Origin of the sequence: Bartonella sp. SD1336NMGDW (assembly GCF_042193565.1) — a bacterium.
GTDB lineage: Bacteria > Pseudomonadota > Alphaproteobacteria > Rhizobiales > Rhizobiaceae > Bartonella > Bartonella grahamii.
Genome location: NZ_JBHILW010000001.1, coordinates 125039 through 147639, shown reverse-complemented (window position 1 = coordinate 147639; position 22601 = coordinate 125039). Strand labels below are relative to the sequence as shown.

Annotated in this window: 20 protein-coding genes and 2 pseudogenes; 8 read left to right on the top strand and 14 right to left on the bottom strand. The window is 38.0% G+C overall.

Features of this window, described 5'->3' with window-relative positions:
* The 13 genes and pseudogenes from ACFIKH_RS00660 to ACFIKH_RS00600 all read right to left on the bottom strand — a co-directional run.
* Positions 1 to 197, bottom strand: a pseudogene (locus ACFIKH_RS00660) (trwi protein); the annotation flags it as partial.
* A 189-nt stretch (positions 198 to 386) separates the two neighbouring features.
* Positions 387 to 1142: a type IV secretion system protein gene (locus ACFIKH_RS00655; RefSeq protein ID WP_375670745.1), complete on the bottom strand. Its 756-nt coding sequence runs from the start codon at positions 1140 to 1142 to the stop codon at positions 387 to 389.
* Positions 1139 to 3610 carry a VirB4 family type IV secretion/conjugal transfer ATPase gene (locus tag ACFIKH_RS00650; RefSeq protein ID WP_375670743.1) on the bottom strand — a complete coding sequence of 824 codons (2472 nt, stop codon included), beginning with the start codon at positions 3608 to 3610 and terminating at the stop codon, positions 1139 to 1141. The genes ACFIKH_RS00655 and ACFIKH_RS00650 overlap by 4 nt, the downstream gene beginning before the upstream one ends.
* A gap of 2 nt (positions 3611 to 3612) precedes the next feature.
* Entirely contained in the window at positions 3613 to 3921 is a 309-nt protein-coding gene (locus tag ACFIKH_RS00645) for a type IV secretion system protein VirB3 (protein ID WP_375613868.1), read from the bottom strand.
* Between the two features lie 12 nt (positions 3922 to 3933).
* Positions 3934 to 4245: a conjugal transfer protein gene (locus ACFIKH_RS00640; protein WP_375670741.1), complete on the bottom strand. Its 312-nt coding sequence runs from the start codon at positions 4243 to 4245 to the stop codon at positions 3934 to 3936.
* Positions 4246 to 4485: 240 nt separating this feature from the next.
* Complete coding sequence (gene trwL / locus ACFIKH_RS00635; protein WP_375670739.1) at positions 4486 to 4806, bottom strand: VirB2 family type IV secretion system major pilin TrwL; 321 nt, start codon at positions 4804 to 4806, stop codon at positions 4486 to 4488.
* Between the two features lie 70 nt (positions 4807 to 4876).
* Entirely contained in the window at positions 4877 to 5188 is a 312-nt protein-coding gene (gene trwL, locus ACFIKH_RS00630; RefSeq protein WP_375670737.1) for a VirB2 family type IV secretion system major pilin TrwL, read from the bottom strand.
* A 78-nt stretch (positions 5189 to 5266) separates the two neighbouring features.
* Positions 5267 to 5584, bottom strand: a complete 318-nt coding sequence (trwL, locus tag ACFIKH_RS00625) for a VirB2 family type IV secretion system major pilin TrwL (protein ID WP_375670735.1) — start codon at positions 5582 to 5584, stop codon at positions 5267 to 5269.
* A gap of 67 nt (positions 5585 to 5651) precedes the next feature.
* A complete protein-coding gene (trwL, locus tag ACFIKH_RS00620; RefSeq protein ID WP_375670733.1) occupies positions 5652 to 5963 on the bottom strand; it encodes a VirB2 family type IV secretion system major pilin TrwL in 312 nt (103 codons plus the stop codon).
* Positions 5964 to 6037: 74 nt separating this feature from the next.
* Positions 6038 to 6361, bottom strand: coding sequence for a VirB2 family type IV secretion system major pilin TrwL (gene trwL / locus ACFIKH_RS00615; protein WP_375670730.1), 324 nt, complete (start codon positions 6359 to 6361; stop codon positions 6038 to 6040).
* Positions 6324 to 6623 (bottom strand): KorA family transcriptional regulator, encoded by a 300-nt coding sequence (gene korA / locus ACFIKH_RS00610; RefSeq protein ID WP_375626638.1) that lies wholly within the window; start codon positions 6621 to 6623, stop codon positions 6324 to 6326. Before korA ends, trwL (ACFIKH_RS00615) begins: the two co-directional genes overlap by 38 nt.
* A 124-nt stretch (positions 6624 to 6747) precedes the next feature.
* Positions 6748 to 7371: a TrwN protein gene (locus ACFIKH_RS00605; protein WP_375670728.1), complete on the bottom strand. Its 624-nt coding sequence runs from the start codon at positions 7369 to 7371 to the stop codon at positions 6748 to 6750.
* Entirely contained in the window at positions 7371 to 7985 is a 615-nt protein-coding gene (locus ACFIKH_RS00600; protein ID WP_375626634.1) for a hypothetical protein, read from the bottom strand. The genes ACFIKH_RS00605 and ACFIKH_RS00600 overlap by 1 nt, the downstream gene beginning before the upstream one ends.
* Before the next feature lie 128 nt (positions 7986 to 8113).
* Here ACFIKH_RS00600 and ACFIKH_RS00595 point away from each other — a divergent pair, with 128 nt between their 5' ends.
* Entirely contained in the window at positions 8114 to 8401 is a 288-nt protein-coding gene (locus ACFIKH_RS00595) for an H-NS family nucleoid-associated regulatory protein (RefSeq protein WP_015857007.1), read from the top strand.
* Between the two features lie 1550 nt (positions 8402 to 9951).
* Here the strand turns inward: ACFIKH_RS00595 and ACFIKH_RS00590 are convergent.
* Positions 9952 to 11229, bottom strand: a complete 1278-nt coding sequence (locus ACFIKH_RS00590; protein ID WP_375626632.1) for a ubiquinone biosynthesis hydroxylase — start codon at positions 11227 to 11229, stop codon at positions 9952 to 9954.
* 734 nt (positions 11230 to 11963) lie between these two features.
* Between ACFIKH_RS00590 and ACFIKH_RS00585 the strand changes: the two genes are divergently transcribed.
* From ACFIKH_RS00585 to ACFIKH_RS00555, 7 genes and pseudogenes are all read left to right on the top strand, one after another.
* Positions 11964 to 14405 carry a DNA translocase FtsK 4TM domain-containing protein gene (locus ACFIKH_RS00585; RefSeq protein WP_375670726.1) on the top strand — a complete coding sequence of 814 codons (2442 nt, stop codon included), beginning with the start codon at positions 11964 to 11966 and terminating at the stop codon, positions 14403 to 14405.
* Positions 14406 to 15136: 731 nt separating this feature from the next.
* A pseudogene (locus ACFIKH_RS00580) lies at positions 15137 to 15384 on the top strand (DNA translocase FtsK); the annotation flags it as partial.
* A gap of 121 nt (positions 15385 to 15505) precedes the next feature.
* Positions 15506 to 16114 (top strand): outer membrane lipoprotein carrier protein LolA, encoded by a 609-nt coding sequence (locus ACFIKH_RS00575; protein WP_375626628.1) that lies wholly within the window; start codon positions 15506 to 15508, stop codon positions 16112 to 16114.
* 30 nt (positions 16115 to 16144) lie between these two features.
* Positions 16145 to 16960 (top strand): exodeoxyribonuclease III, encoded by an 816-nt coding sequence (locus tag ACFIKH_RS00570; protein ID WP_375648389.1) that lies wholly within the window; start codon positions 16145 to 16147, stop codon positions 16958 to 16960.
* 61 nt (positions 16961 to 17021) lie between these two features.
* Positions 17022 to 18503 carry an efflux transporter outer membrane subunit gene (locus ACFIKH_RS00565; protein WP_375626624.1) on the top strand — a complete coding sequence of 494 codons (1482 nt, stop codon included), beginning with the start codon at positions 17022 to 17024 and terminating at the stop codon, positions 18501 to 18503.
* Complete coding sequence (locus ACFIKH_RS00560) at positions 18500 to 19726, top strand: efflux RND transporter periplasmic adaptor subunit (protein WP_375625213.1); 1227 nt, start codon at positions 18500 to 18502, stop codon at positions 19724 to 19726. Before ACFIKH_RS00565 ends, ACFIKH_RS00560 begins: the two co-directional genes overlap by 4 nt.
* A gap of 3 nt (positions 19727 to 19729) precedes the next feature.
* On the top strand, positions 19730 to 21739 hold the full coding sequence (locus ACFIKH_RS00555) for a MacB family efflux pump subunit (protein ID WP_375625214.1): 2010 nt from the start codon (positions 19730 to 19732) through the stop codon (positions 21737 to 21739).
* The last annotated feature ends 862 nt before the right edge of the window (positions 21740 to 22601 follow it).

Genomic DNA, 22601 nt, shown 5'->3' with positions numbered 1-22601 from the left:
CGATTTACAAATCCGGAGAGAGGCATATCTATAGCGCCCCGAATGATGAGCCATCCATAGATGATGAAAGCGATTGTGACACCGATTGAAACAAAGGGCGTAATTGTAGCCATTGTTTTTGAGGAAATATCCGTGACATATGTTTTTGTTATCTGATCAATTTTACTGAAAAGTTGCGTGAACACTGTAAAGTCCATGGAATTCCTCTTTAACGAATTTTCAACTTTTTATATGATTTTTAAGCATTTTTCGTTGATTTTTTTAGGATAGAATTAAATTTCCTAGATCTTTTCAGTCTATGGGAGAGAACTGAATATTATGCACTAACCTTTGCTTTTTACGAGCATACAGGAAAAATAATACACGAAATATTGTTATAAAAAGCCTTATTTAATAAATCTTATGGTAGGCATTTTCGTGTTTTTACTATTCAAAATTTTTATGTTATGTTTGTCCTTCTGCTGTTTGATAAGTGTATATTCAGCATTGCGTAAATGTGTGACCATTTGTAGTTTTGCTGTTTCATTTTGTAGCATAGCGAGCATTCCAATTATATGTGCTTGTAACTCAGCAATACTTTTTAGATCTTTTGTTGTCTTGATTTCGTTTAATAGTTCTTCAATTTGCTGAAAACGATTATTTGCTTCTTCAAAAGTCTTTAGACTTACGGCTTTATCAGTGATGGCTGCATATTGGCTACGCTTGTTGATAAAACTGCTAGATTCATGGACAGAGATAGGAATTTCTTCTTCTTTTAAAATATTTTCAAGTGATGTAGCTAGAGCAGAAGATTTATTTCTATTGTAGAGCGTCTCCGGATTTTTGAGAAAAAAACTGCTGTGATCTGTTTGTGCATTTTTAAGTTTTTTAGTGTCGAACTTTTGGTTTCCCGTTATAGACTCGTGTATCTTTTTTACTTCCTCAAGTTGTTTTTTTAGTGTTTCGAGAAGTGGGTCAGGTGGCGCTTCCTTTTGTTGTGGAGGTGTTTTCTTTGATGTTTTTGAACTCCCAAAAAAATTGGGCCACGTCGTTGGAATTGATGCCGACAAATCCGCTGCTCCAGCGCCCCAAACCCAAGCCATTGCTGGGTTTGGAATCCCTAAAGTTATTACAACTACTATTGGAATGACCTTTTTTTTCATGTTTCCCTCCTGTCATTTTTTGCGTGCTGTAAGAAAATTGGCAACCATATTGCTGGATCATCACCAACTTCCGCGATAATGCTTTCGGCTAATTCTGCGTTATCAGGTGTACCTGATAACACCAATAGCTCGTCACTAAAGTCGTGTTCGATGGTTTTTCCACCGCTTGTCAGATGGAATTTACCAAGATTCAGTTCTGCAAGCGCAGATTGATCACCCTGCTTAATGAGGAATTGGCGACTAAACTCACCAAGTCCTTTAACGAGTTCAAATTCGGTATCTGTTAGTTTAAAACCTTTTGTATAATCTTCATAGTTTGCCTTGGGATTGGCTAGAAAAATGTAAGTCGCACACTGTTGAATGAGTGTTTTGGCAATATTACTTTCTAAGGCATCGCTAGGCTCTTGTGTTGCGTAAACAAAAATACCATTTTGTTTACGGATAGTTTTTTGCTTATTTTTCGCCAAATCTTCAAAGTACGGATCTTGTAAAGGCTTCCAAAACTCATCAAAGATATACATAAATCGCTGTCCGCTAATCATGCCTTCTGTGCGGTAAAGCAAATACATCATCACTGGGGTGCGAGTTTCAAAATTATCTAAGAATTCCGTGATATCAAAGCCGTAAATTTGATGTGTTGAGAGATCAAGAGCATCGTGGGGATTATCAAACAACCATCCATAATCACCACCTTCACACCATTTTAGTAAGCGAGCATGAACAGATGGGTGAGCATTATAATCACTTAAACGTGGATTTGGTAAAAATTGTACTAGAAAGGACAAACGACGGAGTGATCGGTCAATGTTAGCACTCATAACAGACATAACCGCTTTGTTAATTTCTTCTTCGTCGTGATGCGTGACTTCACCACCAGCTTCTGCCAATTTTTTAACAAATTGTTTCAGAAAAATAAGATTTTCTTGTGTGGGTGGGAGTTGGAAAGGATTGAAACCACTTCTCCTGCCTGGCTTGAATGTTAAATATTTTCCACCCATCGCTCGAATGGCAACTTCCATGCCACGATCTTTATCAAAAACAACAGTTGTCGGCTTAAATTTTTGTGCTTGTGCTAACAAAAAGCCAAGTAACACGGTTTTACCGGAACCAGATTGTCCGATAAGTGCGGTATTACCGAGCAAACGTTTATCTGTTGAGTCCTCTTCAAGTTTGGAGGCATGAAAATTGAAATAAAGCGGTGTTTTACTGGTTGTTTTAAGAATTGTGACAGCTGGTCCCCATGGGTTGCCAGTGGGTTTTCCTGACATAAAATTATGAAAAGATGAAAATGATAAAAAGTTCAATGATGTAATCGGAGCAGGACGTGGTCTCCATTTCCAATTGCCAGGAAGTTGTGCCCAATAGCCAGCTTCTATCGCTAAGTCTACAGGTTTGGGCAGTACCGCAACGTCTAGTAATGCTGCACTCGCTTTGGCCATATGGTCGCGTACTTGTTGAATTGTATCACCATAGATAGTCAATGTGCAGTGATGTTCTCCCATGACAAAATGCCCGCTGATAAGCTGGTTTAGTGCTTCGTCAATTTGTTCAATTTGGCTCGTTGCCACATCTCGTGCATCAATAAGGTTACGCTGATGCCGTTGTAAATAGTCTTTAGCAGCATGTCTGGAGAGCACCGAAAAGCTCTGCGTCAATATGAACTCGAAGTCACTTTCCAACAAAACATTTAATTGTCCCGGTTTGGTTGTTGCATCATATTCTTTAACTTCCAGCATTCCAAATCGACGCATTCCACTGGTTGTTCGCAGTTCACCAAGAGCACCCCATTTTGAGAAAAAAGGTCGATTGATAGACATATAGTCAGCAAAACGGTCATGGCAAATTGGCATGGGGCGATATTCACCATTGACAAGCATTCCAAGGAACTCAAGTGCAGAAGAATAAGCATGTCCATTTTTTTCATAAGCACCAAGAAGTTCTGCACCGTAACGGTTTAAAGATTGGCCTAAAGTACGATTGATGTCATTGAGTTCTTTGATACATGAGTCTTGTCGCATCTTTTTTTGGTCAAGCGTTTCACGTTCATGTTGAGAAAAGAACGACATAATTTTATCCGCTATCGGCTGAAAAATGACAGTCAGATATAAATCATTGACCATCAAATTATAACCAGTAAAGCTTTGCCGATATTTTTCATCAAGTTGATAGCAAAACATTTGATCAAATGTTGAATCAGGATATTCATAAACACGGCGGCGCACAATATGTGTCCAAAATGATAAATTGGCTGATGAAATACCCCGTAGAGTATTATTAAGCTCTTTTATCCATTGAAAGATATCTTCTTCTGAAGCGCTTTGATGTGAACGCCCGTCAATCTTCCAAATCGATAAATATTCCGCATTTTTAGTAGAGATAATCGTATCTGTAATATGATGTGAATAAGGCAGAAATAGGCTTACAGGTGTCTCTGATGCAAGGCGTTTGCTACTTTCAACAACTGTCATGTTTATCTCCTTTTACTGTAATCAGAGGGACTATAACTTGATGCGCCCCAAAAACCTTTGTTTCGATTGCGAAATTTAGTATCGATCCATAACCACCAGATACGAAATGCCTTATCATCGTTTTTAGTAATTTGCACCATAATGAACCATAATGGAGGTGCTATAATCCACAAAAAGATACTTACTGTCATAGCAATAACAGCAACCCCCATAACCATAACGATAAATGGCATCATGGGGACACCCCATATTGTTGGAACACGTGTTGCTCCTTTGAATAGGGGGAATTCTTTTTTTTCTTGTGATTTCATAGGGTGCTCTTGTCAGTGGAGGTAAAATAATATGTGGCTAATATAAAAGGCTGCACCAGCAATAATGACACTGAATGCCCATCGCATAAATGTAGCTCTTGCGATGATGCGAAATATATAAATAAGCAAAAGAAATAAAAGAATAATGATGGCGACGATAGGAATAAGTATACTTAATCCATATTGCATTCCTATGAAGGCATCCAAGTTTTCAGTTTCCGTCTGAGCATATGCAGATTTCGTTATTAATAACATTATTGAAGTGATAATAATAACATTAATCCTGTTGCACGCCTTCGCTTGAAACGTATTTGATTGTTTCATATCCTTTATCCCCTTTTGATTAAAGTTGCTATAAATAATATTCCTTTTTTCAGTATGGCTACATTATTACTGGTACTCACCTAATAATCGATGGATGTTAAAAACATTATGTATTATACTGATTCATGAATTACCTTTCAATAGTATTGAAGTAAGTTTGGTTGTAGAGAACACGATAATAATACTGGTTGTTTATCGTATAAACGTATCGTGTTGTATTATTTATAATTAACGCCATTATTACGCTGTTTTAAATAGCAATGTAACAAGTTGGGTTGCAGAACCTGCGATGACAACACCGATTGCCCATCGTACAAATGTGTCTTTTCCTATGTAGCGCCCTGCATAGCCGATTGCTAAGCACAAAAGTATAACGGCAGCAGCGATAGGGATAATCACTTTCAAGTCTGCCTGTAAATCTGTTAGAGCTGTCTTCGCATTTGTTAAAACTTTTGCGGCTTGTGCATGAGCAGAACTATTCATAAAGAATGCAGTCATAGCTGCAGAAATTGTGATGATTTTGTTGTGACTTTTCGATTGAATACTATTTAATCTTTTCATATTTCACTCTTATTAGAATCTAGATAATATTTTTATACAAATAAACATATTGTATTTATAATTAACGCTATCACTTAAATAGCAGAGTAACAAGTTGGGTTGCGGAACCTGCGATGACAACACCTATTGCCCATCGTACAAATGTGTCTTTTCCTATGTAGCGCCCTGCATAGCCAATTGCTAAGCACAAAAGTATAACGGCAGCAGCGATAGGGATAATCACTTTTAAGTCTGTCTGTAAACCTGTTAGAGCGGTCTCTGCATTTTTTAAAACGCTTGCGGCGGCGTAAGCAGAACTATCCATGAATAATGCAGTCATAGCAGCAGAAATTGCGATGATTTTGTTGTTACTTTTCGATTTGAGATTAATTAATTTTTGCATATTTCACTCTTATTAAAATCTAGATAATATTTTTATACAAATAAACATATTGTATTTTATAATTTATAATTAACGCCATTATGCTTTAAATAGCATTGAAACAAGTTGGGCTGCAGAACCTGCGATAACGACTCCAATTGCCCACCGTACAAATGTATCTTTTCCGATGTAGCGTCCTGCATAACCAATTGCTAAGCACAAGAGGATAACGGCAGCAGCGATAGGGATAATCGCTTTTAAGTCTGTCTGTAAATCTGTTAGAGCTGTCTTTGCATTTATTAAAGTTTTTGCGGCTTGTGCATGAACAGAACTACTCATAAAGAACGCAGTCATAGCTGCAGAAATTGCGATGATTTTGTTGTTACTTTTTGATTTGAGATCAATTAATTTTTGCATATTTCACTCTTATTAAAATCTAGATAACATTTTTATATGAATAAACATATTGTATTTATAATTGATGCTATTTAAATAGCAGTGTAACAAGTTGGCTTGCAGAACCTGCAATGACAACACCGATTGCCCATCGTACAAATGTGTCTTTTCCTATGTAGCGCCCTGCATAGCCAATTGCTAAGCACAAAAGTATAACGGCAGCAGCGATAGGGATAATCACTTTTAAGTCTGTCTGTAAACCTGTTAGAGCGGTCTCTGCATTTTTTAAAACGCTTGCGGCGGCGTAAGCAGAACTATCCATGAATAATGCAGCTATAGCTGCAGAAATTGCGATGATTTTGTTGTTACTTTTCGATTGAAGACTAATTAACTTTTTCATATTTCACTCTTATTAAAATCTAGATAATATTTTTATATAAATAAACATACCGTGTTTTATAATTGATGCCATTATTACGCTGTTTTAAATAGCAGAGTAACAAGTTGGGTTGCAGAACCTGCGATGACAACACCGATTGCCCACCGTACAAAAGTGTCTTTTCCGATGTAGCGTCCTGCATAACCAATTGCTAAGCACAAGAGGATAACGGCAGCAGCGATAGGTATAATCACTTTTAAGTCTGCCTGTAAATCTGTTAGAGCTTTCGATGCATTTTGTAAAGTTTGCACTTGGGCTTGTGCATGAGCAGAACTATTCATAAAAAATATGGTTAAAGCTGCTGAAAATGCAGCAATTTTATTACGAGCTGTTGTGTGAAGAATATTTAATTGTTTCATGTTGTTTATCCTGATTAAGATTAAAACTCCCACAAATGACCCCTCGTTCATGAAGAAACTTAAAGAGATATTTTGGATCAGCCCAAGTTCTTAGTTTTCCTCTTTGTGTAAGTAACGTATATTTATTTGGCTTTCCGGTGATTGGATCATCGGAAATAAACGTAAAATACCATTCTCTTTCTGAAAGCATCACGACTGTAATCTCACGTGCTGCTTTTTGACTAAATGCTATGTCAACGCTGTTTTGTTCTATCATTTTCATTATCTTTGCCCTCAATTAGAAGAGATTTTGTCCAATCTTACTAATTAGAGCTTTAACATTTTCTTATCTACCTTTCATTATAATATCCTATCAAAATTCTAGAGTTTCGTGAAAATATCAGTTGTCACTCTAGCGAGCCTCTCGATGAAGAAAAATCTTCAGCTGAAAAAGCATCGTTGGTGCCACTTTCTTTATGTGTAAATGCATCTTCTTCTCCTTTTGAAGAGAGAGGAAGAGAATCTACGTTAGTTGCCTGTTCTAGTTCTTCTTTTTTAAGCTTTACAGGCTCCTGCAAATCTTCATTTTCTCGTACAGCAGCTTTTACTCCAATATATGAAGTAACTTTTTGCATAGAGGTGTGGTTTGAGTTTTCTGTGTTGTAGAAATTTAGCACAGATTGCAAAGTCGCTTTTTCAAAGATGCACTTTGATGTTGTTTGTTCATAGCAGTAAGTTAGAGCGTTTTGTACAGCTGTAAGATTTCCGCAAAAATCAAATGCATCAAAAAGAGAAAACAATTTCACATTTCCAACACCAATTTGCCCTAAAATTATGTTAAAATTATGTTCTCTCTGTTCAGTTGTTGCGATTGTTTCCTTAAGCTGAGATGATTGATAGAACAAGTTATCTTTATCATCTGTTACGTAGACATTGTCCCGCGCTTCTTGTTCGGCGATAACTGAAAATGTTATGAGGGGCGTATTGGATATGTATGCAGCAGCAAAAAATGTGAAATCTGGAACAATCATTAGCAATACACCTTATTATGAAGAATTTTATTAATACAAATGCTCATTCTTTGTGGTGCATTTTCTCGTTGTTTTTTGATTTTATAAATTTGCAGAACGAGATTGTTTAGCTTAGAATATTCCTTGTGATTATTGTTTTGTTCTCTTCTAAAAATATTTCTAATATATGCGAGTATCCAACCAACAAGATAAAAGTGCGGAATAAAATAGAGCACGTTATGCCAACCAATATTATTGGAATCACGAAAAAAGGCGCTGCTTTTAAAAAATAATAATCTTTGATACTGTATTGAAGCTGCTTGTTTTACATAATTCTCTGGTTGCAAAAATCTTTTCAAAAAAAATTTATACGAAGTAAAAAGCCGTTGTGTGTAAGGGGAGGTTTTATTGTCATAATGAACTACACTATCATTATACAGAGAGGGCTTGTTCTTTGTTGCGTATTGCCATAACTTATAGAGTGACGATTTATATTTACTTTTGACTACTGATTCATGAGAGTCAGAGAGGTGTGATGGCGTTTGAGCACTGCATTTAGTAGTTTCAGCGATTGAGCTGAAAAAAGATGCAGTGATGGTAATTGATGTACCAATAAACAGTTCTTTGTGGTCCAAAGCACATCTCCGTCAAAGTGATATATGCATCGTAATTTTAATTTCGATAATAAATAGACAGAAATTGTCTATAATTGTGTTTAAAATATGGCAAGAAAAAATTCTTTTTTGCAAGGGGAGTAATTAAGGTGAATGATCTCAAAAATATGAATTTTGATGAACTACAAGAGATGCGTACACAAATCGATGTGGAATTAAAAAAACGGCAAGCAAAGGAAAAGCAAAATGCGCGACGAAAAATTCTTGAAATTGCTAATGCCCATGGAATTGATATCGCTGATCTTGTGAGCAAAGAGCGCCATTATAGAAATCCTAATAACCAATGGGAATTATGGAATGGGCGTGGACGTAGACCTAAGTGGATTAAAGAGTGGTTGGAGAATGGGTATACACTTGATGAACTTGAAGTAACATAATACGTGTGCGATATTTACAAGATAAGGGAATACTAGGGAATGTAAATGCAAGAAGTATGCTCTTTTGGGTAATTTGATTGTATAAACATACTGAACAAATATATTAAAGTATTGAGTGATCAAATAAAATGATAGGGGGCATGAATAAATGTATTTAAGTGAAAAAGTCTTGTTGTTATAATCTGGCAAGCATAATGATGATGCCGGATTAAAATATTGTAATTGCTTTTGGCATTTGAGAGAGGGGGATATTTTACTTCTTTTTATAGTTTTATTGACTCTTTACAAAAATGGTCGAAATGAGAATGATTTATTGCATAGGGATTTTCACTCAATATGTAAAATGATAATTTTATCAATTAATATGTTAATAAATTAGCATACTTATATTTTTGAAATATTGTTCTGTAAAACAAGCCTGATGTTATAGATTTTGTTTGGTCTTTTTTCTGTAAGATTATATATGAGGCATTTACTTTATTTATCGATTTATCGTTCGTTTAGTTGAGATGAGTGAGTGTGTAGGAAATGAAAATCTCTATGGCTTTTATGAGTTTTATAGAATTTATGACATATTTCTGAGCGTTTGTGATTAAAATTCATTTATGAGCATTTATGAATAATGAATTATGAATAAAGAGCGTATTTGAAAATAAAAGGATTAAGCCATTCTATTGCGGTTTATCTTCTTTTATGGTGTGAAATAGGGGGGTGATATGCAGGTTTACAATTTTGTGTGATGGTATAGAGTACGGAACACTTTGTTATATATCGGAATATTTTTTCTAAAATTGTGTGGTATTCCACAATAAGTTAAAGGGTTTGTCTGAGGAACAGAATACCCCAAACGGAATACAGTTGTGTTACCAATTTACGCGCTTGTTTTAAAAGAAAAATTTTTCAATGCAACGAAGCTTATTTTATGATGCTTTTCGTGAATAGTATAACGTGAAAGTCCCTATGATTACATAAAATCCATTTTTGTACACCAGCTTTTATTTCAATAAAAAATATAAGCCGGCGTCCTTATACACTTTACTCGCCTCCAATATTGCTAAAGTCCTTAGTTCTTGAGAGAGGGAGGTTTTTTTTATTGCTTTGTTTAATTTTTTTTATTTATACGACACTCTCGTTCGTGATGTGCAAGTGAATGATTTTGATTGCTTCAACATGAGAGAGATTTGAAATAAGGGTATTTTATGATCGTTAGATTTCTTACTCAATATGAGAACAATGAATTTATTATTATAAATAAAATGTTGTGTGCTAAAAAGTCTTGTTTATTTCGTTATGACGTGAAATGCCTTCTTTTAAGGTGTGGTGATATAAGGCAACCTCTTTGAGACATTATTTTTCAGTGCGTGGTGAATATTCTTAGAATGTACTCGCTTGTCGAGTCTTATGTTAAGTGAAATATGGGAGGAGGAAGTCAAGAGAAAATTACTCGACAGGAATCTGGTTTGTAAACAGATTGGATGAGATAGGAATTTTTTGTTCTTTGAAGGAGGAAGGCAAAGGTTGTAAAAAAGTGAAATAGGATGAATTTTTGCTTAAAGTGGGAAGCCGTGTAGAAGACGTGGGGCATTGGGAGTGAGACCGGCAGCTTCTTGAATGAAGTATTTTTTTATTTTTGGCGCTTGATTAACGATACCAAGGCCGGTATCGCGGAGCATCCGTAAAAGAAGGCTATCATTAGAAAAGAGTTTATTAAGCCAATCATTGCTTAAAGCCATACGGACAACTTCAAAACGTCTCCAGCTTTGATAGCGCTCTAAAGCAGTGAGGGAGCCAATGTCAAGACCTAGTCGTGCTGCTTCAATAATCACTTCAGCGAGGGCAGCGCTATCGCGTAATCCTAAATTGAGTCCTTGTCCTGCAATGGGGTGGATGGTATGGGCGGCGTCGCCAACGAGAGCAAAACGTGGTTTAACGCATTGACGTGTTAAAGAAAGACTTAAAGGAAAAGCTTGACGTTCGCCATTCCAAGAGAGTTTGCCTAATCGATGGCCAATGCGTCTTTCGAGTTCTGTTTCAAAAATAAGGGCATTAGCTTTGAGATAATATTGCGCAGTTTTATGATCTTCATTCCACACAATGGCAGATCGGTTGCCTTTGAGAGGGAGAAGAGCAAAAGGACCGGCAGGTAAAAAATGTTGAATTGCTTGACCATTATGGGGTTTTTCATGTTCAACTGTGCAGATGATTGCTGTTTGTTTATAGGGATGAGAAAAGTTTTTAAGACCTGCTTTTTGGCGTAATTTCGAATGGGCTCCGTCGGCTGCAATAAGCAATTTTGTTTGCCAAACCTCTTCATTATTTAAAGTGACGGTTTTATGTTGGTCTTCTTGATGAAAATCAATGACACGTGTGTTTGCAATAACAGGGATATTGAGATCTTTGACACGTTTTTTTAAAGTGTTGATGAGTTCTCTCTGCTCTACCATAGCAGCAAAGGGCTCACCAGGGGTAATGTCGCCTTCAAAGGTTAAAAGAGTGGGTTTGACAGGGTCACTTGTGCTTGTATCTGTGATGATCATTGAATGAATGGGTTGCGCATAGGGTTTTATAGGTTCCCAACATTGTAATTGTTTTAACATACGAATAGAAGCGGCAGCAAGGGCAATGGTTCGTATGTTAGAAGCAGGAGTATCTCCTTGCGGAGCAGCATCAACGATTTTTATTTTCAGATTAGGGGCTGTTTGCTTGAGTGCTATCGCTAAGGTTAAACCGACAGCCGCCCCCCCTGCAATGAGCAGATCACATTGTTTCGTTTTATGAGATTTAATTTTTTTATTGGGCTGTACGTCTTTATTGCGATTAGAACACACAATACTTCTTCCATTGTTTACAGTTTGCTTTTTTTAAAAAAGAATATCTTTTTAAATTGCCTAAAATATCTTAACGTTTACTTTTCTTTCTACTTTACAAAACGAGGTTTCTTTTTGGCACCAATCTGATGACAGATTGGTTTTTCAGAGTTCTTCTGCTTCATCATTTATGTGATTCATTTTACAGATTTATCGGATAAGCTTTTTTGAATGTCCTCTTCAATTCTTTTTACACTTGGTTGATAAAAAAGAAAACTAAAAATAACCAAAGATGGTCGTGTATTTTTTTAAGTTGTATGAATTACTTTAGTATGCCTGTCCTGAAGGGGGACATTTAGTTAGTATGATAAATAAAAAACTGTGTTCATTCGTGATGGTTAAAACAGTATTCATATTTTGCCGTTATCATGATGTAGCGTAAAAAACATCGTCTGTTTAGGAGGTGCCTATAGGACCCATGTAAAACTTTACACATGAGGTGTTTTTTGGTTGATCGTGTGATAAAATATTCAGCGAGAGCTTTTTGTGCGCCTTATGAAGGATAGTCTCTTAGGGTGGTGATGTATGAGTGATATGAAGTGGTTAGAAGGTAGAATGCGCTAGACTAGATAAAAAGCCGGATTGTTTACAGGTTATTTGTTTACAGATTGGCACAGAGTTTAAGCTTCATCCTTTTTTACGAGAGAGAGTTATAACTCTTTAAAATATGAAAGTTTTGTATTTGGAATTGATAGATGCACCGAAGTTCTTCTCCTTATGATTCATTAGAAGTGCGAAATTCTCAAGGTTCGCGTCTTATTGAGATGTTTTTACGTCAGATAGGGGTATTTATTGGGCTTGGGCTTTTGGGCTTTATTATTTTTTGTGTATTTGCTTTGGCGACGTGGAATGTTGAGGATCCATCTTTAACCCATGCAAGTACAAATGAGGTTACAAACCTTATGGGGTGGATGGGGGCAATTTTTTCAGATTTTATTATGCAGTTTTTTGGCTTGGCAAGTCTTGCTGTTTTGTTACCGCCATTATTTTGGTCTTTTCTCTTGTTGGCGCAAAAGAATATCTACAATTTGACTTTGCGCTTTTTTTTATGGGCGCTATCAACGATTTGTTTTTTAATTGCTTTTGCCCTTATTTCACCTGTTGCTTCTTTTACTTATTGGCCATTGCCAATGGGATTGGGAGGGGTTTTAGGAGATAAAGCTTTAAGTGTTGCTTCTTCAGTTTTTCCTCTTTTTCTTTCTCCTCTTTACACGGTGTTTTTCAGTGTTGTTTTTATTCTTTTAGGTTTTTTCACTGCTGCTTTTGCTGGCAATGTGATATGGCGGCGTCGAACAAAGAAAAGAAAAGAAAAAAGCATTCCAAAAGATGCAATCGTTAATCCAGTTTTTGAATTGGAAGAAGATACGGAATATGCTGCAGAGGATGATCGTGAAAATCATGGTTTTTTTGCGACAACTTTTGGCGCTTTTTTACATCTTTTTTATTTTTTACAAGCGCGTTTTTTTCGTTTATTCTGTTTCAAAAGGCGTTTTCAGAGTAAGGGGCAAGGAAAGTCATTTGATCGAATTGAGCCAACTTTTTTGGGTGAAAAAGTAAAGTGTGAGGAAAATCAAAATAAAGCCTATGTTTCTCCTGTTAAAAATCGAAAGTCTTTAACAGCTTCTTCAAATGGTGATTTTGTTCTTCCTCTTGTAGATTATCTTTCGGTTCCACCACCGTCTGTTAGAGATGCAAAACTTTCTCCTGCTGTTTTAAGAGCAAATTCTCAGGAACTTGAAGGGGTTTTGTTAGATTTTGGAGTTAAAGGGCAAATTATTGATGCTTGTCCTGGACCTGTGGTGACTTTGTATGAATTTGAACCGGCTGCCGGCATTAAGTCTTCCCGTATTATTGGTTTGGCAGATGATATTGCACGCTCGATGCGTGCGATTTCAGCGCGTGTTGCGGTGGTTCCAGGACGCAATGTGATTGGAATAGAATTGCCTAATGCAAAGCGTGAGATGGTTTATTTACGAGAAATGTTGCAGGCGCAAGAATTTATTGACAGCAAAGCAAAGCTAGGACTTGCTTTAGGTAAGACCATCGGGGGGGAAGCTGTTATTGCAGATTTAGCAAAAATGCCCCATCTTTTGGTTGCTGGTACAACAGGATCGGGAAAGTCTGTTGCTATCAATACAATGATTTTATCATTGCTTTATCGTATGACACCTGAACAATGTCGTCTCATTATGGTGGATCCGAAAATGCTTGAGCTTTCGGTTTATGATGGCATTCCTCATTTATTAACACCCGTGGTGACAGATCCTAAAAAAGCCGTGATTGCTTTAAAGTGGGCTGTTCGTGAAATGGAAGAGCGCTATAGTAAAATGTCAAAATTAGGCGTTCGTAATATTGATGGGTTTAATGCACGTCTTAGGGAAGCAGCAAGTCAGGGAGAGACAATGGCGCGGACAATTCAAGTTGGATTTGATCGCGAGACCGGTGAGCCTCTTTATGAAACGGAAACACTTGATTTTAGTCCTATGCCCTATATTGTTGTCATTATTGATGAAATGGCTGATTTGATGATGGTTGCTGGTAAAGACATTGAAGGCGCGGTTCAACGCTTGGCACAAATGGCACGTGCTGCCGGTATCCACGTGATTATGGCGACGCAGCGTCCTTCTGTCGATGTTATTACTGGGACGATCAAAGCCAATTTTCCTACACGTATTTCTTTTTCTGTAAGTTCAAAAATCGATAGCCGAACAATTTTGGGCGAACAGGGGGCTGAGCAATTATTGGGACAAGGAGATATGCTCTTTATGATGGGAGGAGGACGTGTTCAACGTGTGCATGGTCCTTTTGTTGCAGATGATGAAGTGGAGCAGGTTGTTGCGCATCTCAAAGCGCAAGCACGACCTGATTATTTGGAAACAATTACGCAAGAAGTTGAAGAGGATGGTGCTGATGTTTCTTTAGCTTCTCCTTCAGAAGATGATCCCTATAGCCAAGCTGTTGCTATTGTGCTTCGTGATCGTAAGGCTTCGACTTCTTATATTCAACGCCGTTTAGGCATTGGTTACAATCGTGCTGCGACACTGATTGAGAGGATGGAAGAAGAAGGTATCATTAGTCCAGCAAATCACGCAGGGAAACGAGAAATTTTAGTGCCTGCCGAAGAAGAACGCTTTTGAAAAATCTTTATAGTTGCTTTCTATAACATCTTATAAAACAAGTGTTTATCCTACTGTATCGTAGAAAGTCTGTATTTTCATATATCAGTTCTCGATTTGCGATAGCTCCTTGGCACTTGAGACTCTTTATAAGGGGATTCTTTATCTCATATAACTTTTATCCATACACCAACCTTGCTTGTAACGTGCAAGCAAATGATTTGAATTGATTCAATATGAGAGAGTATGTGATGAGAGAATCTTCCTGTATTTGGCGTTATGATTTAAGTTAAAAAGATAATTTATTATAAATCAATATCTTGGTATAAAATAATGTCATTGCGAGTGTAGGGGTATAAAAGCATGTAAGGCTTGATATTTAAGTGTCTTTTTAAGTGCGCTCTAAATATTTAGGGGCAAGGCTTATCTGTGGAGCCTTATATAGATGAATCATATGGGGTGGGAAGCCAAGTGAAATCTGCTAAACTCCAAACTGTTTACAGACTGGTTCGAGTGAAAATTTTTATTCTTTTGGATTGGAAGGAAGTCAAAAAAGCATTTTTGCCACTTAAAGGAGTTTTCAGGTTCGCGAGCAATATATGTTTAGTACTTAATCCGTTATGTATTGACTATAATTTATATTGCTTCACAGATTAGGGGTGGGAAAGAATATATAAAGAATATATTATGCGTTTAGAAAATCAGCAGAAAAGCGGGAAATTTGAATGCCTTCGGAAATTTAAACGCAGACTGATTATTTGGAAACGATACCGCAGGCAATAAAGAAGGATGTTTCTTTGGCTTTTTCTTTAGCAGATGATCCCTATAGTCAAGCTGTTGCTATTGTGCTTCAACTTCTCATATTCAACATTGTTTAGGTATTGGTTATAACCGTGCCGCAACATTGATTGAAAAGATGGAAGGAGAAGGCATTATTAGTCCAGCAAATGATATGGGTAAGCGGAAAGTTTTGGAGATTGTCGAAGAAGAATACTGTTAAAAATATTTTGATATTTTTTTCAAACAATATCTTTATTTTATAAAGAAGGGTATTTATTCATCGTTGATCACTTAAGTTATAAATTATAAAGTCAATTAAACATTGCTTGGGAGCATTTTTTATGAAAACGTCTTTTTTTCCGCAAAGAAGAGTCTTTGGGTTGGTGGGAATTATTATCTTTTGGTGTTTAACTTTTCCTGTTTTTTCGCAAGCGTCTAATAAAGTGATAAAGGCGCAAAATGTTGTAAATCACTTTGCGGCAATCAAAACAATGACAGGTGATTTTATTCAGTTTAGTCCAAAGGGAAAAATGTCCCAAGGGACATTTTATTTAGAGCGCCCAGGGAAAATTCGTTTTATTTATAAGAAAATGCCTTTACAGATTATTGCAGATGGCCAATTTGTAGGTATTAACAATCGGGCTTTGAATACTTGGAACTTTTCACAACTTTCGCAAACGCCAATGAAGTTTCTGTTGGCTGATAAAATTGATATATCTTCTGGGCGCTTGTTGGCATTTCGCGAAGATCCAGGGGCTGTGACGATTGTTCTGCGTGATAAAACGATTGGGGCAGGGAAAATAAGGATGGTTTTTGATTCTAAAGGCTCTGCTTTGCGGCAGTGGACAATTGTTGACCAACAAAATTTGGAAACTACTGTGCAGATTATGAATGTGCGGACAGACGTCCGTTTCGCTAATGGAATGTTTGCACTTCCTTCGAAGAAATAGTGCGGTGTTGTTTCATTGGGATTGAAATGGATGTTATTTCGTATTGCAACTTGGAATATTAATTCTATTCGTTTGCGTCTTGCACAGGTTTTTCAGTATTTGGAACTCTTTTCCGCAGATGTTTTGTGTCTACAGGAAACAAAATGTCCAGATGCTTTATTTCCAGTGGGGGCTTTTGAAGCAGCGGGTTATGAGCATATCGCATTGAGTGGACAAAAATCTTATAACGGGGTGGCTATTGTTTCTCGTTTGCCTTTTAAAAAGGTAGAAAAGCGTTTCTTTTGCCAAAACCAAGATTGTCGCTATATCTCAGTTATTGTGGAAGCCCATGGGAGAAACTTGCGGATTCATAATTTTTATGTTCCTGCTGGGGGAGATATTCCAGATGCTGATGTGAATGAAAAATTTCGGCATAAGCTTGATTTTTTAGAAGAAATGTCCTCTATACGTGCGGATCAAGGAGATGGTCTTTCTTCTCTTTTGGTGGGCGATTTAAATATTGCTCCTTTGGCAGAGGATGTTTGGTCTCATCAGCAATTGTTGAAGGTTGTAAGCCATACTCCCATTGAAACCGAGCGTTTACAGGACTTGTGTTGTCAAGGTGGATGGGTTGATCTGATGCGGTTTCATATTCCTGCTCCTACCAAGCTTTATACATGGTGGAGTTATCGTGCACGCGATTGGGCATTTACCGATTATGGACGGCGGCTTGATCATGTTTGGTCTTCTCCTGATTTAGCACCTTTTGTTGTAGATCTTTCGATTTTTCGTGATGCGCGCGGATGGGAACGCCCTTCAGATCATATTCCTGTGCAAACTGTATTTGATTTTTCACGTCAAGTTTGAAATAAGAGGTAAATAAAGTATTAATATTAAATAATGATTCTGAAAGAATGCGGGAGACTAGATGTATATCAGAAATCTCAAAAGGGGCGCTTCTCGTGGATTACTTTCTTGTGTCTTGTTGTGTTTGCTTTTGTCAGGATGTATGGTTGGTCCTAATTACCAGAAAACATCTTTTCGTGTTCCAGCAGTTTGGGGAGAAAAATCTGCACAGACTGTAGGACAGCCAGTTGCGCTTGCCGGATGGTGGCGGCGTTTGAATGACCCTGTTCTAGATGCATTAATGGATTATGCGATTTCTGGAAATAATAATGTTGCTGTTGCCAAAGCTCGGGTACGTGAGGCACGTGCGGGTTTAGGACAGGTTGTGGGAACTCTTTTGCCAAATGTGTCCAATTCAATTTCAGGAACCCGTAGTTATTCTGGACAGTCTGATGCATTGTTAAACCAATATCATAGTGGTTTTGATGCAAGCTGGGAGCTTGATTTTTTTGGTGGGCATAAACGAGCGGTTGAAGCAGCGCGTTATGGTCTTGATGCGGCTGTGGAAGATATGCGCGCTACCATGGTGACATTGTTAGGAGATGTGGCAACAAATTATGTACAAATGCGTGGTTGGCAACAGAAATTGTTAATTGTGCGGCAAATTGCAGTATCACAACGTAAAACCTATGAATTGATGCGTGCTAGATTAACAGCTGGTGATGTTTCTGAGCTCGATGTTTCAAATGCGCAAGCACAAATGGCAAATACAGAAGCAGATATATCACAGATGGAAGCGAATTTAGCAATGAGCGTTCATCGTCTTTCTGTCTTAACTGGTCGTGTGCCTACGGCATTGAAGGCTCTTTTACAAAAAAATGCTAAGCATACAAAGATTCCACAACCGCACTGGCCGATACCAGCAGGAATTCCAGCTGATATTTTGTTAACACGTCCGGATTTACGACGGGCAGAGCGTCAATATGCGCAAGCGACAGCGCGGATTGGTCAACGTGAAGCAGATCGCTATCCCTCACTTACTTTAACAGGTAATATTTCGACAGCCGCAACGGCGATAGATCAGTTATGGAAAAATTCAACGATTGGTTGGTCTTTTGGGCCTGGTTTGCGTTTTCCTTTTTTTAATGGAGGTCAGGTTGAGGCTTCTATTGCGGTAGCGCGTGCACAGCGTGATCAAGCTTTTATTACTTATCGGGCTGCTGTTTTGGGAGCTTTAGAAGATGTAGAAAATGCGCTGGTAAGATTAACTAAAGAACATCAACGCTTAGAAAAGCTGATCATTGCGAATAAAGCTTCTCTTCATTCCTTAAAACTTTCACGGAGTCTTTTTGAGAATGGAAATACCAGTTTTCTTGAATTGTTAAACGCTGATCGCTCTTATTATTCTGCACAAATGGCACTTAAAGATAGCCGTGTTTCTTTGGTTACGCAATATATCACGTTGATGAAAGCATTGGGGGGGGGCTGGGATGGCGTTGTTGATGTATCACGTCCGGAAGTCGTTGATGGTGCACCTCGTTCGCGTGCAAAGGTAGGAAAATGAAAAAAAGTCTACTCAAAAATTTCATTACAAAACACAAAAAACTTTCTTTCTTTTTAGCTGCTATATTTCTTCTTCTCTTGTTTTTATGGTTGCGTTCTGTTGTTTTTGGAACATCTAGCCCAACTTATATAACCGCGGTGGTGAAGCGTGGGGATATTGAGGAAAGTGTTTTAGCTTCTGGTCTTGTACGTCCTTATCGGTTGGTGGCTGTTGGTGCGCGTGCAACAGGGCGTGTGGTGTCAATGCGCGTTTCTCCTGGGAGTGTTGTGAAAGAAGGCGATCTCTTGGCAGAAATTGATCCTACAGATCAAGAAAATGATTTAAAAAGAAAAAAAGCAGCATTATCTCACTATTATGCGAGTTTGGTAGAACAAGAAGCCCATCTTTCTCTTGCGCAGAAAAATTTAGCACGTCAGAAAAAAATGATCGAGTCACGTGCGGTTTCACGGGCTAATCTCGATGATGCTGCGACACAAGTAAAAATACGTGAGGCACAAATTGCTCAACTTCAACAGCAGATTGTGCAAGCACAAATTGATGTGGATAGTGCAGAGGTCAATTTAGGTTATACACGCATCATTGCTCCTTCAGCGGGAACGGTTTTGGCAACAGTTGTGGAAGAAGGACAGAATGTGAATGCGGTTCAGTCGGCGCCAACAATTGTTATTTTGGGCGATTTGTCAAAGATGACGATCAAGGCGCAAATCTCAGAAGCTGATGTTCTTAAAGTTCAAGCTGGACAACCACTTTATTTTACAGTTTTAGGGAATTCGCAGCGTCGTTATGAGGGCGTTTTAGAAAAGATAGAGCCGGCTCCTGAAGCAATTCGTGCTGATGTGAGTATTAATCCTGGTATGGTAGGGGGGTCTAGTGCTTTAATCTCATCAGCTATTTATTATAACGGAATTTTACATGTTGATAATGCGGACAATTTTTTGCGAACCTATATGACTGCTCAAGTTCATATTATCTTAGGGCGTGCTCAAAATGTTTTGTTGGTTCCAAGCGATGCTTTACGCGATGAGACAAAAGAGCATAAGGCATGGGTTTCTGTTTTGGAGGGGGGGAACAAGGTGGTTACTAAACAGGTGAGCGTTGGTTTGAATAATAAAGTGATGGCAGAGATTGTTTCAGGACTGAATGAGGGTGATGTTGTTATCACCGGCTCGCCTGATGGGGTGATGCCAGAACCTTCTGACGTGCATAGTGAAGACGAGATTTAAGCCATGAACACAAACCAAGCAGATGCTGTCCTTGTGTTGGAAAATATTGTACGTAAATTTCCAGCGGGCGAAACATTTGTTACTGTTTTGAAGGATATCAATCTTACCATTAAGCGCGGTGAAATGGTAGCGATTGTGGGAGCTTCTGGTTCAGGAAAATCTACATTAATGAATATCTTAGGCTGTCTTGATCGGGCAACTTCTGGTCGTTATTGGATTGCAGGGAAAGAAACAGCCTCTCTTTCAGCTGATGAATTGTCGGCTTTGCGGCGCAATCATTTTGGTTTTATTTTCCAGCGCTATCATTTGTTGAATGAATTGACAGCTCTTGGGAATGTTGAAATTCCGGCTATTTATGCAGGATGTGCTGTGGAAGCAAGGAAAAAGCGTGCACAAGATCTTTTAACGCGCTTGGGCATGGGCGATCGGGTGAATCATCGTCCAAATCAACTCTCAGGTGGTCAACAACAACGGGTGTCTATTGCTCGAGCGTTGATGAATAATGCGGAGGTTATTCTTGCCGATGAGCCAACAGGTGCACTGGATAAACAGAGTGGACAGGAAGTGTTGCGTATTTTGGATGAGCTTCATCAAGAAGGTCGTACTATTATCATTGTAACTCACGATATGCAGGTGGCCAAAAGAGCGGAGCGTATTATCGAAATCAGTGATGGAGAAATTATTGCTGACAGTATGACAAAGGTTGCGAAGAAAAGAGCAGCGGGGGCAAAGATAAAAACGGATAGTCAGTCTTTTTACGAAAAACAGACACTAAAAGTTAAACAACAGCTTGGCTCTTTTCGGTCTTTTGTTGAACGTTTTCGTGAGGCATTTGTTATGGCTTTGTTGGCAATGAATGCACATCGAATGCGAACTTTTTTAACAATGCTTGGGGTGATTATCGGTATTGGGGCGATTATTGCTATGGTCGCTTTGGGGAATGGTACACGAGAGAAAATTTTGGAAAATTTTAAAAGCTTGGGTGCTAATACATTAACAATTTTACCTGGCAAAAGTTTTTCTGATCCACAAGCAGAGAAAATAACAACTCTTGTTGAAGCTGATGCAGAAGCATTGTCTGGGTTACCTTATGTTTCTGGTGTAACACCTCAGATTTCAACAAGCTCGAAAGTGCGTTTTGGTGCAGTTGAAGTCAATGCCGTCATTGTGGGGGTGGGAGAACAATTCTTTCAGACACAGGGGCTTAAGGTTTTCAAAGGACAGTTTTTTGATCAAAAAAGTGTGCAGGATCGGGCGGTTGATCTCGTGATTGAGAAAGAAGCATTGTCTGTTCTTTTTCCCCATAGCCATGAAAGCCCCCTTGGCAAAGTGGTGCTTGTGGGTAATGTTCCAGCACGTATTATTGGTGTTGTTGATTCACAAAATAACGCAAATGGAAATACATCAAATACATTACAGCTTTATTTGCCCTATACAACAGTGCAAACGCGTTTTCTTGGCACAACAGAAGTTCGTGCGATTACCGTTAGGATTGCTGATGATGTCGATTCACATTTAGCGGAAAACATGGTGAAACGTTTTCTCATTATGCGGCATGGTGGAGAGGATTTTTTCATTAGAAATTCAGAATTCTTTCGTGAACGTATCATGGAGAGTACACATATCTTAACACTTTTAATTTCTTCAATTGCAGCGATTTCCCTGATTGTGGGTGGTATTGGGGTGATGAATATTATGCTGGTCACCGTTTCTGAGCGGATCAATGAAATTGGTGTGCGTATGGCAGTTGGTGCACGCCAAAGTGATATTTTGCAGCAGTTTCTCATTGAAGCGGTTTTGGTTTGTGTCATTGGTGGTGGTTTGGGGATTCTGTTTGGGCTTTCTATCGGTGGTTTATTTCTTCTGTTTAAGGCGCCTATCCACTTGGTTTATACGATTGATTCGATCATCCTATCCCTTACTTTTTCGACCCTCATTGGAATATGTTTTGGCTTTTCTCCAGCGCGGCAAGCTTCACGGCTTGACCCTGTTGTCGCTCTTTCACGCGATTAAGCTTTATCAATTGGAGCATATTTGTTGTGATGTTTACCACTTGGAAGAAGCGTTTATGAAGCGAAACATGGATGGGAAAAGTTTAGCATTATTCGCTGTTCCATTTTAGAAAACGCTTTATTCGTTAAGTGGAGCGTGCTCTATATAACGTTAAAGGATGACGTTTTACGGCCCAACGTATCATGAATAAATTTCCCTTGTATTTTTATAACTATACAAAATACAAGGCGCGATAACTTTAGGATTTTAACCTAAAAGTTAAGAGGGGAAGGGGAGTGTATATCTGTTAACAAACAAGATAAAAAAGAAGAAAATTTAAACGAAAAACAGCTTATATCTCAAAAAAACGAACGGGTATACGAGGCGAGTTGGTCTTCTATAGTTTTTCTTTTCCTTTTGTTTATTCGTGCCCCTGTTTTTTGTCACAAATTGTATGGCAAAGGGAGGGGCGTTGGCATTGGTAACGTTTGGTTTTAAGATTCTTTATGGCTTTATGCGGCGGAGATATAGGCTTTTACGAAGATCCAGTTTTGTAGGGAGAATGAGATGAATGCACTTATGGGCTCATGTTGCTGGGAATGTTAATTACTGCATTCATTATTATGTGTATTGGTATAGCTGATTATTGGTTTTATGATATACTTTAATTGCGTTTAGCACTTTCTGAGTATGAACTTATACTCTTTCAATAGATAAATATCAAAAAGAAGCTCACCCAAATAATAAAGTAAATCTCTACATTTTTGTAAGTGATTACATGATATTTATCAGAGATGAGTAGGAAGCAGATTCCACTCTTTTGCTGATAAGTAAAACTTTATTCATTTGTTTTGCTTAGTACATATTCCATTATTAAATAGTC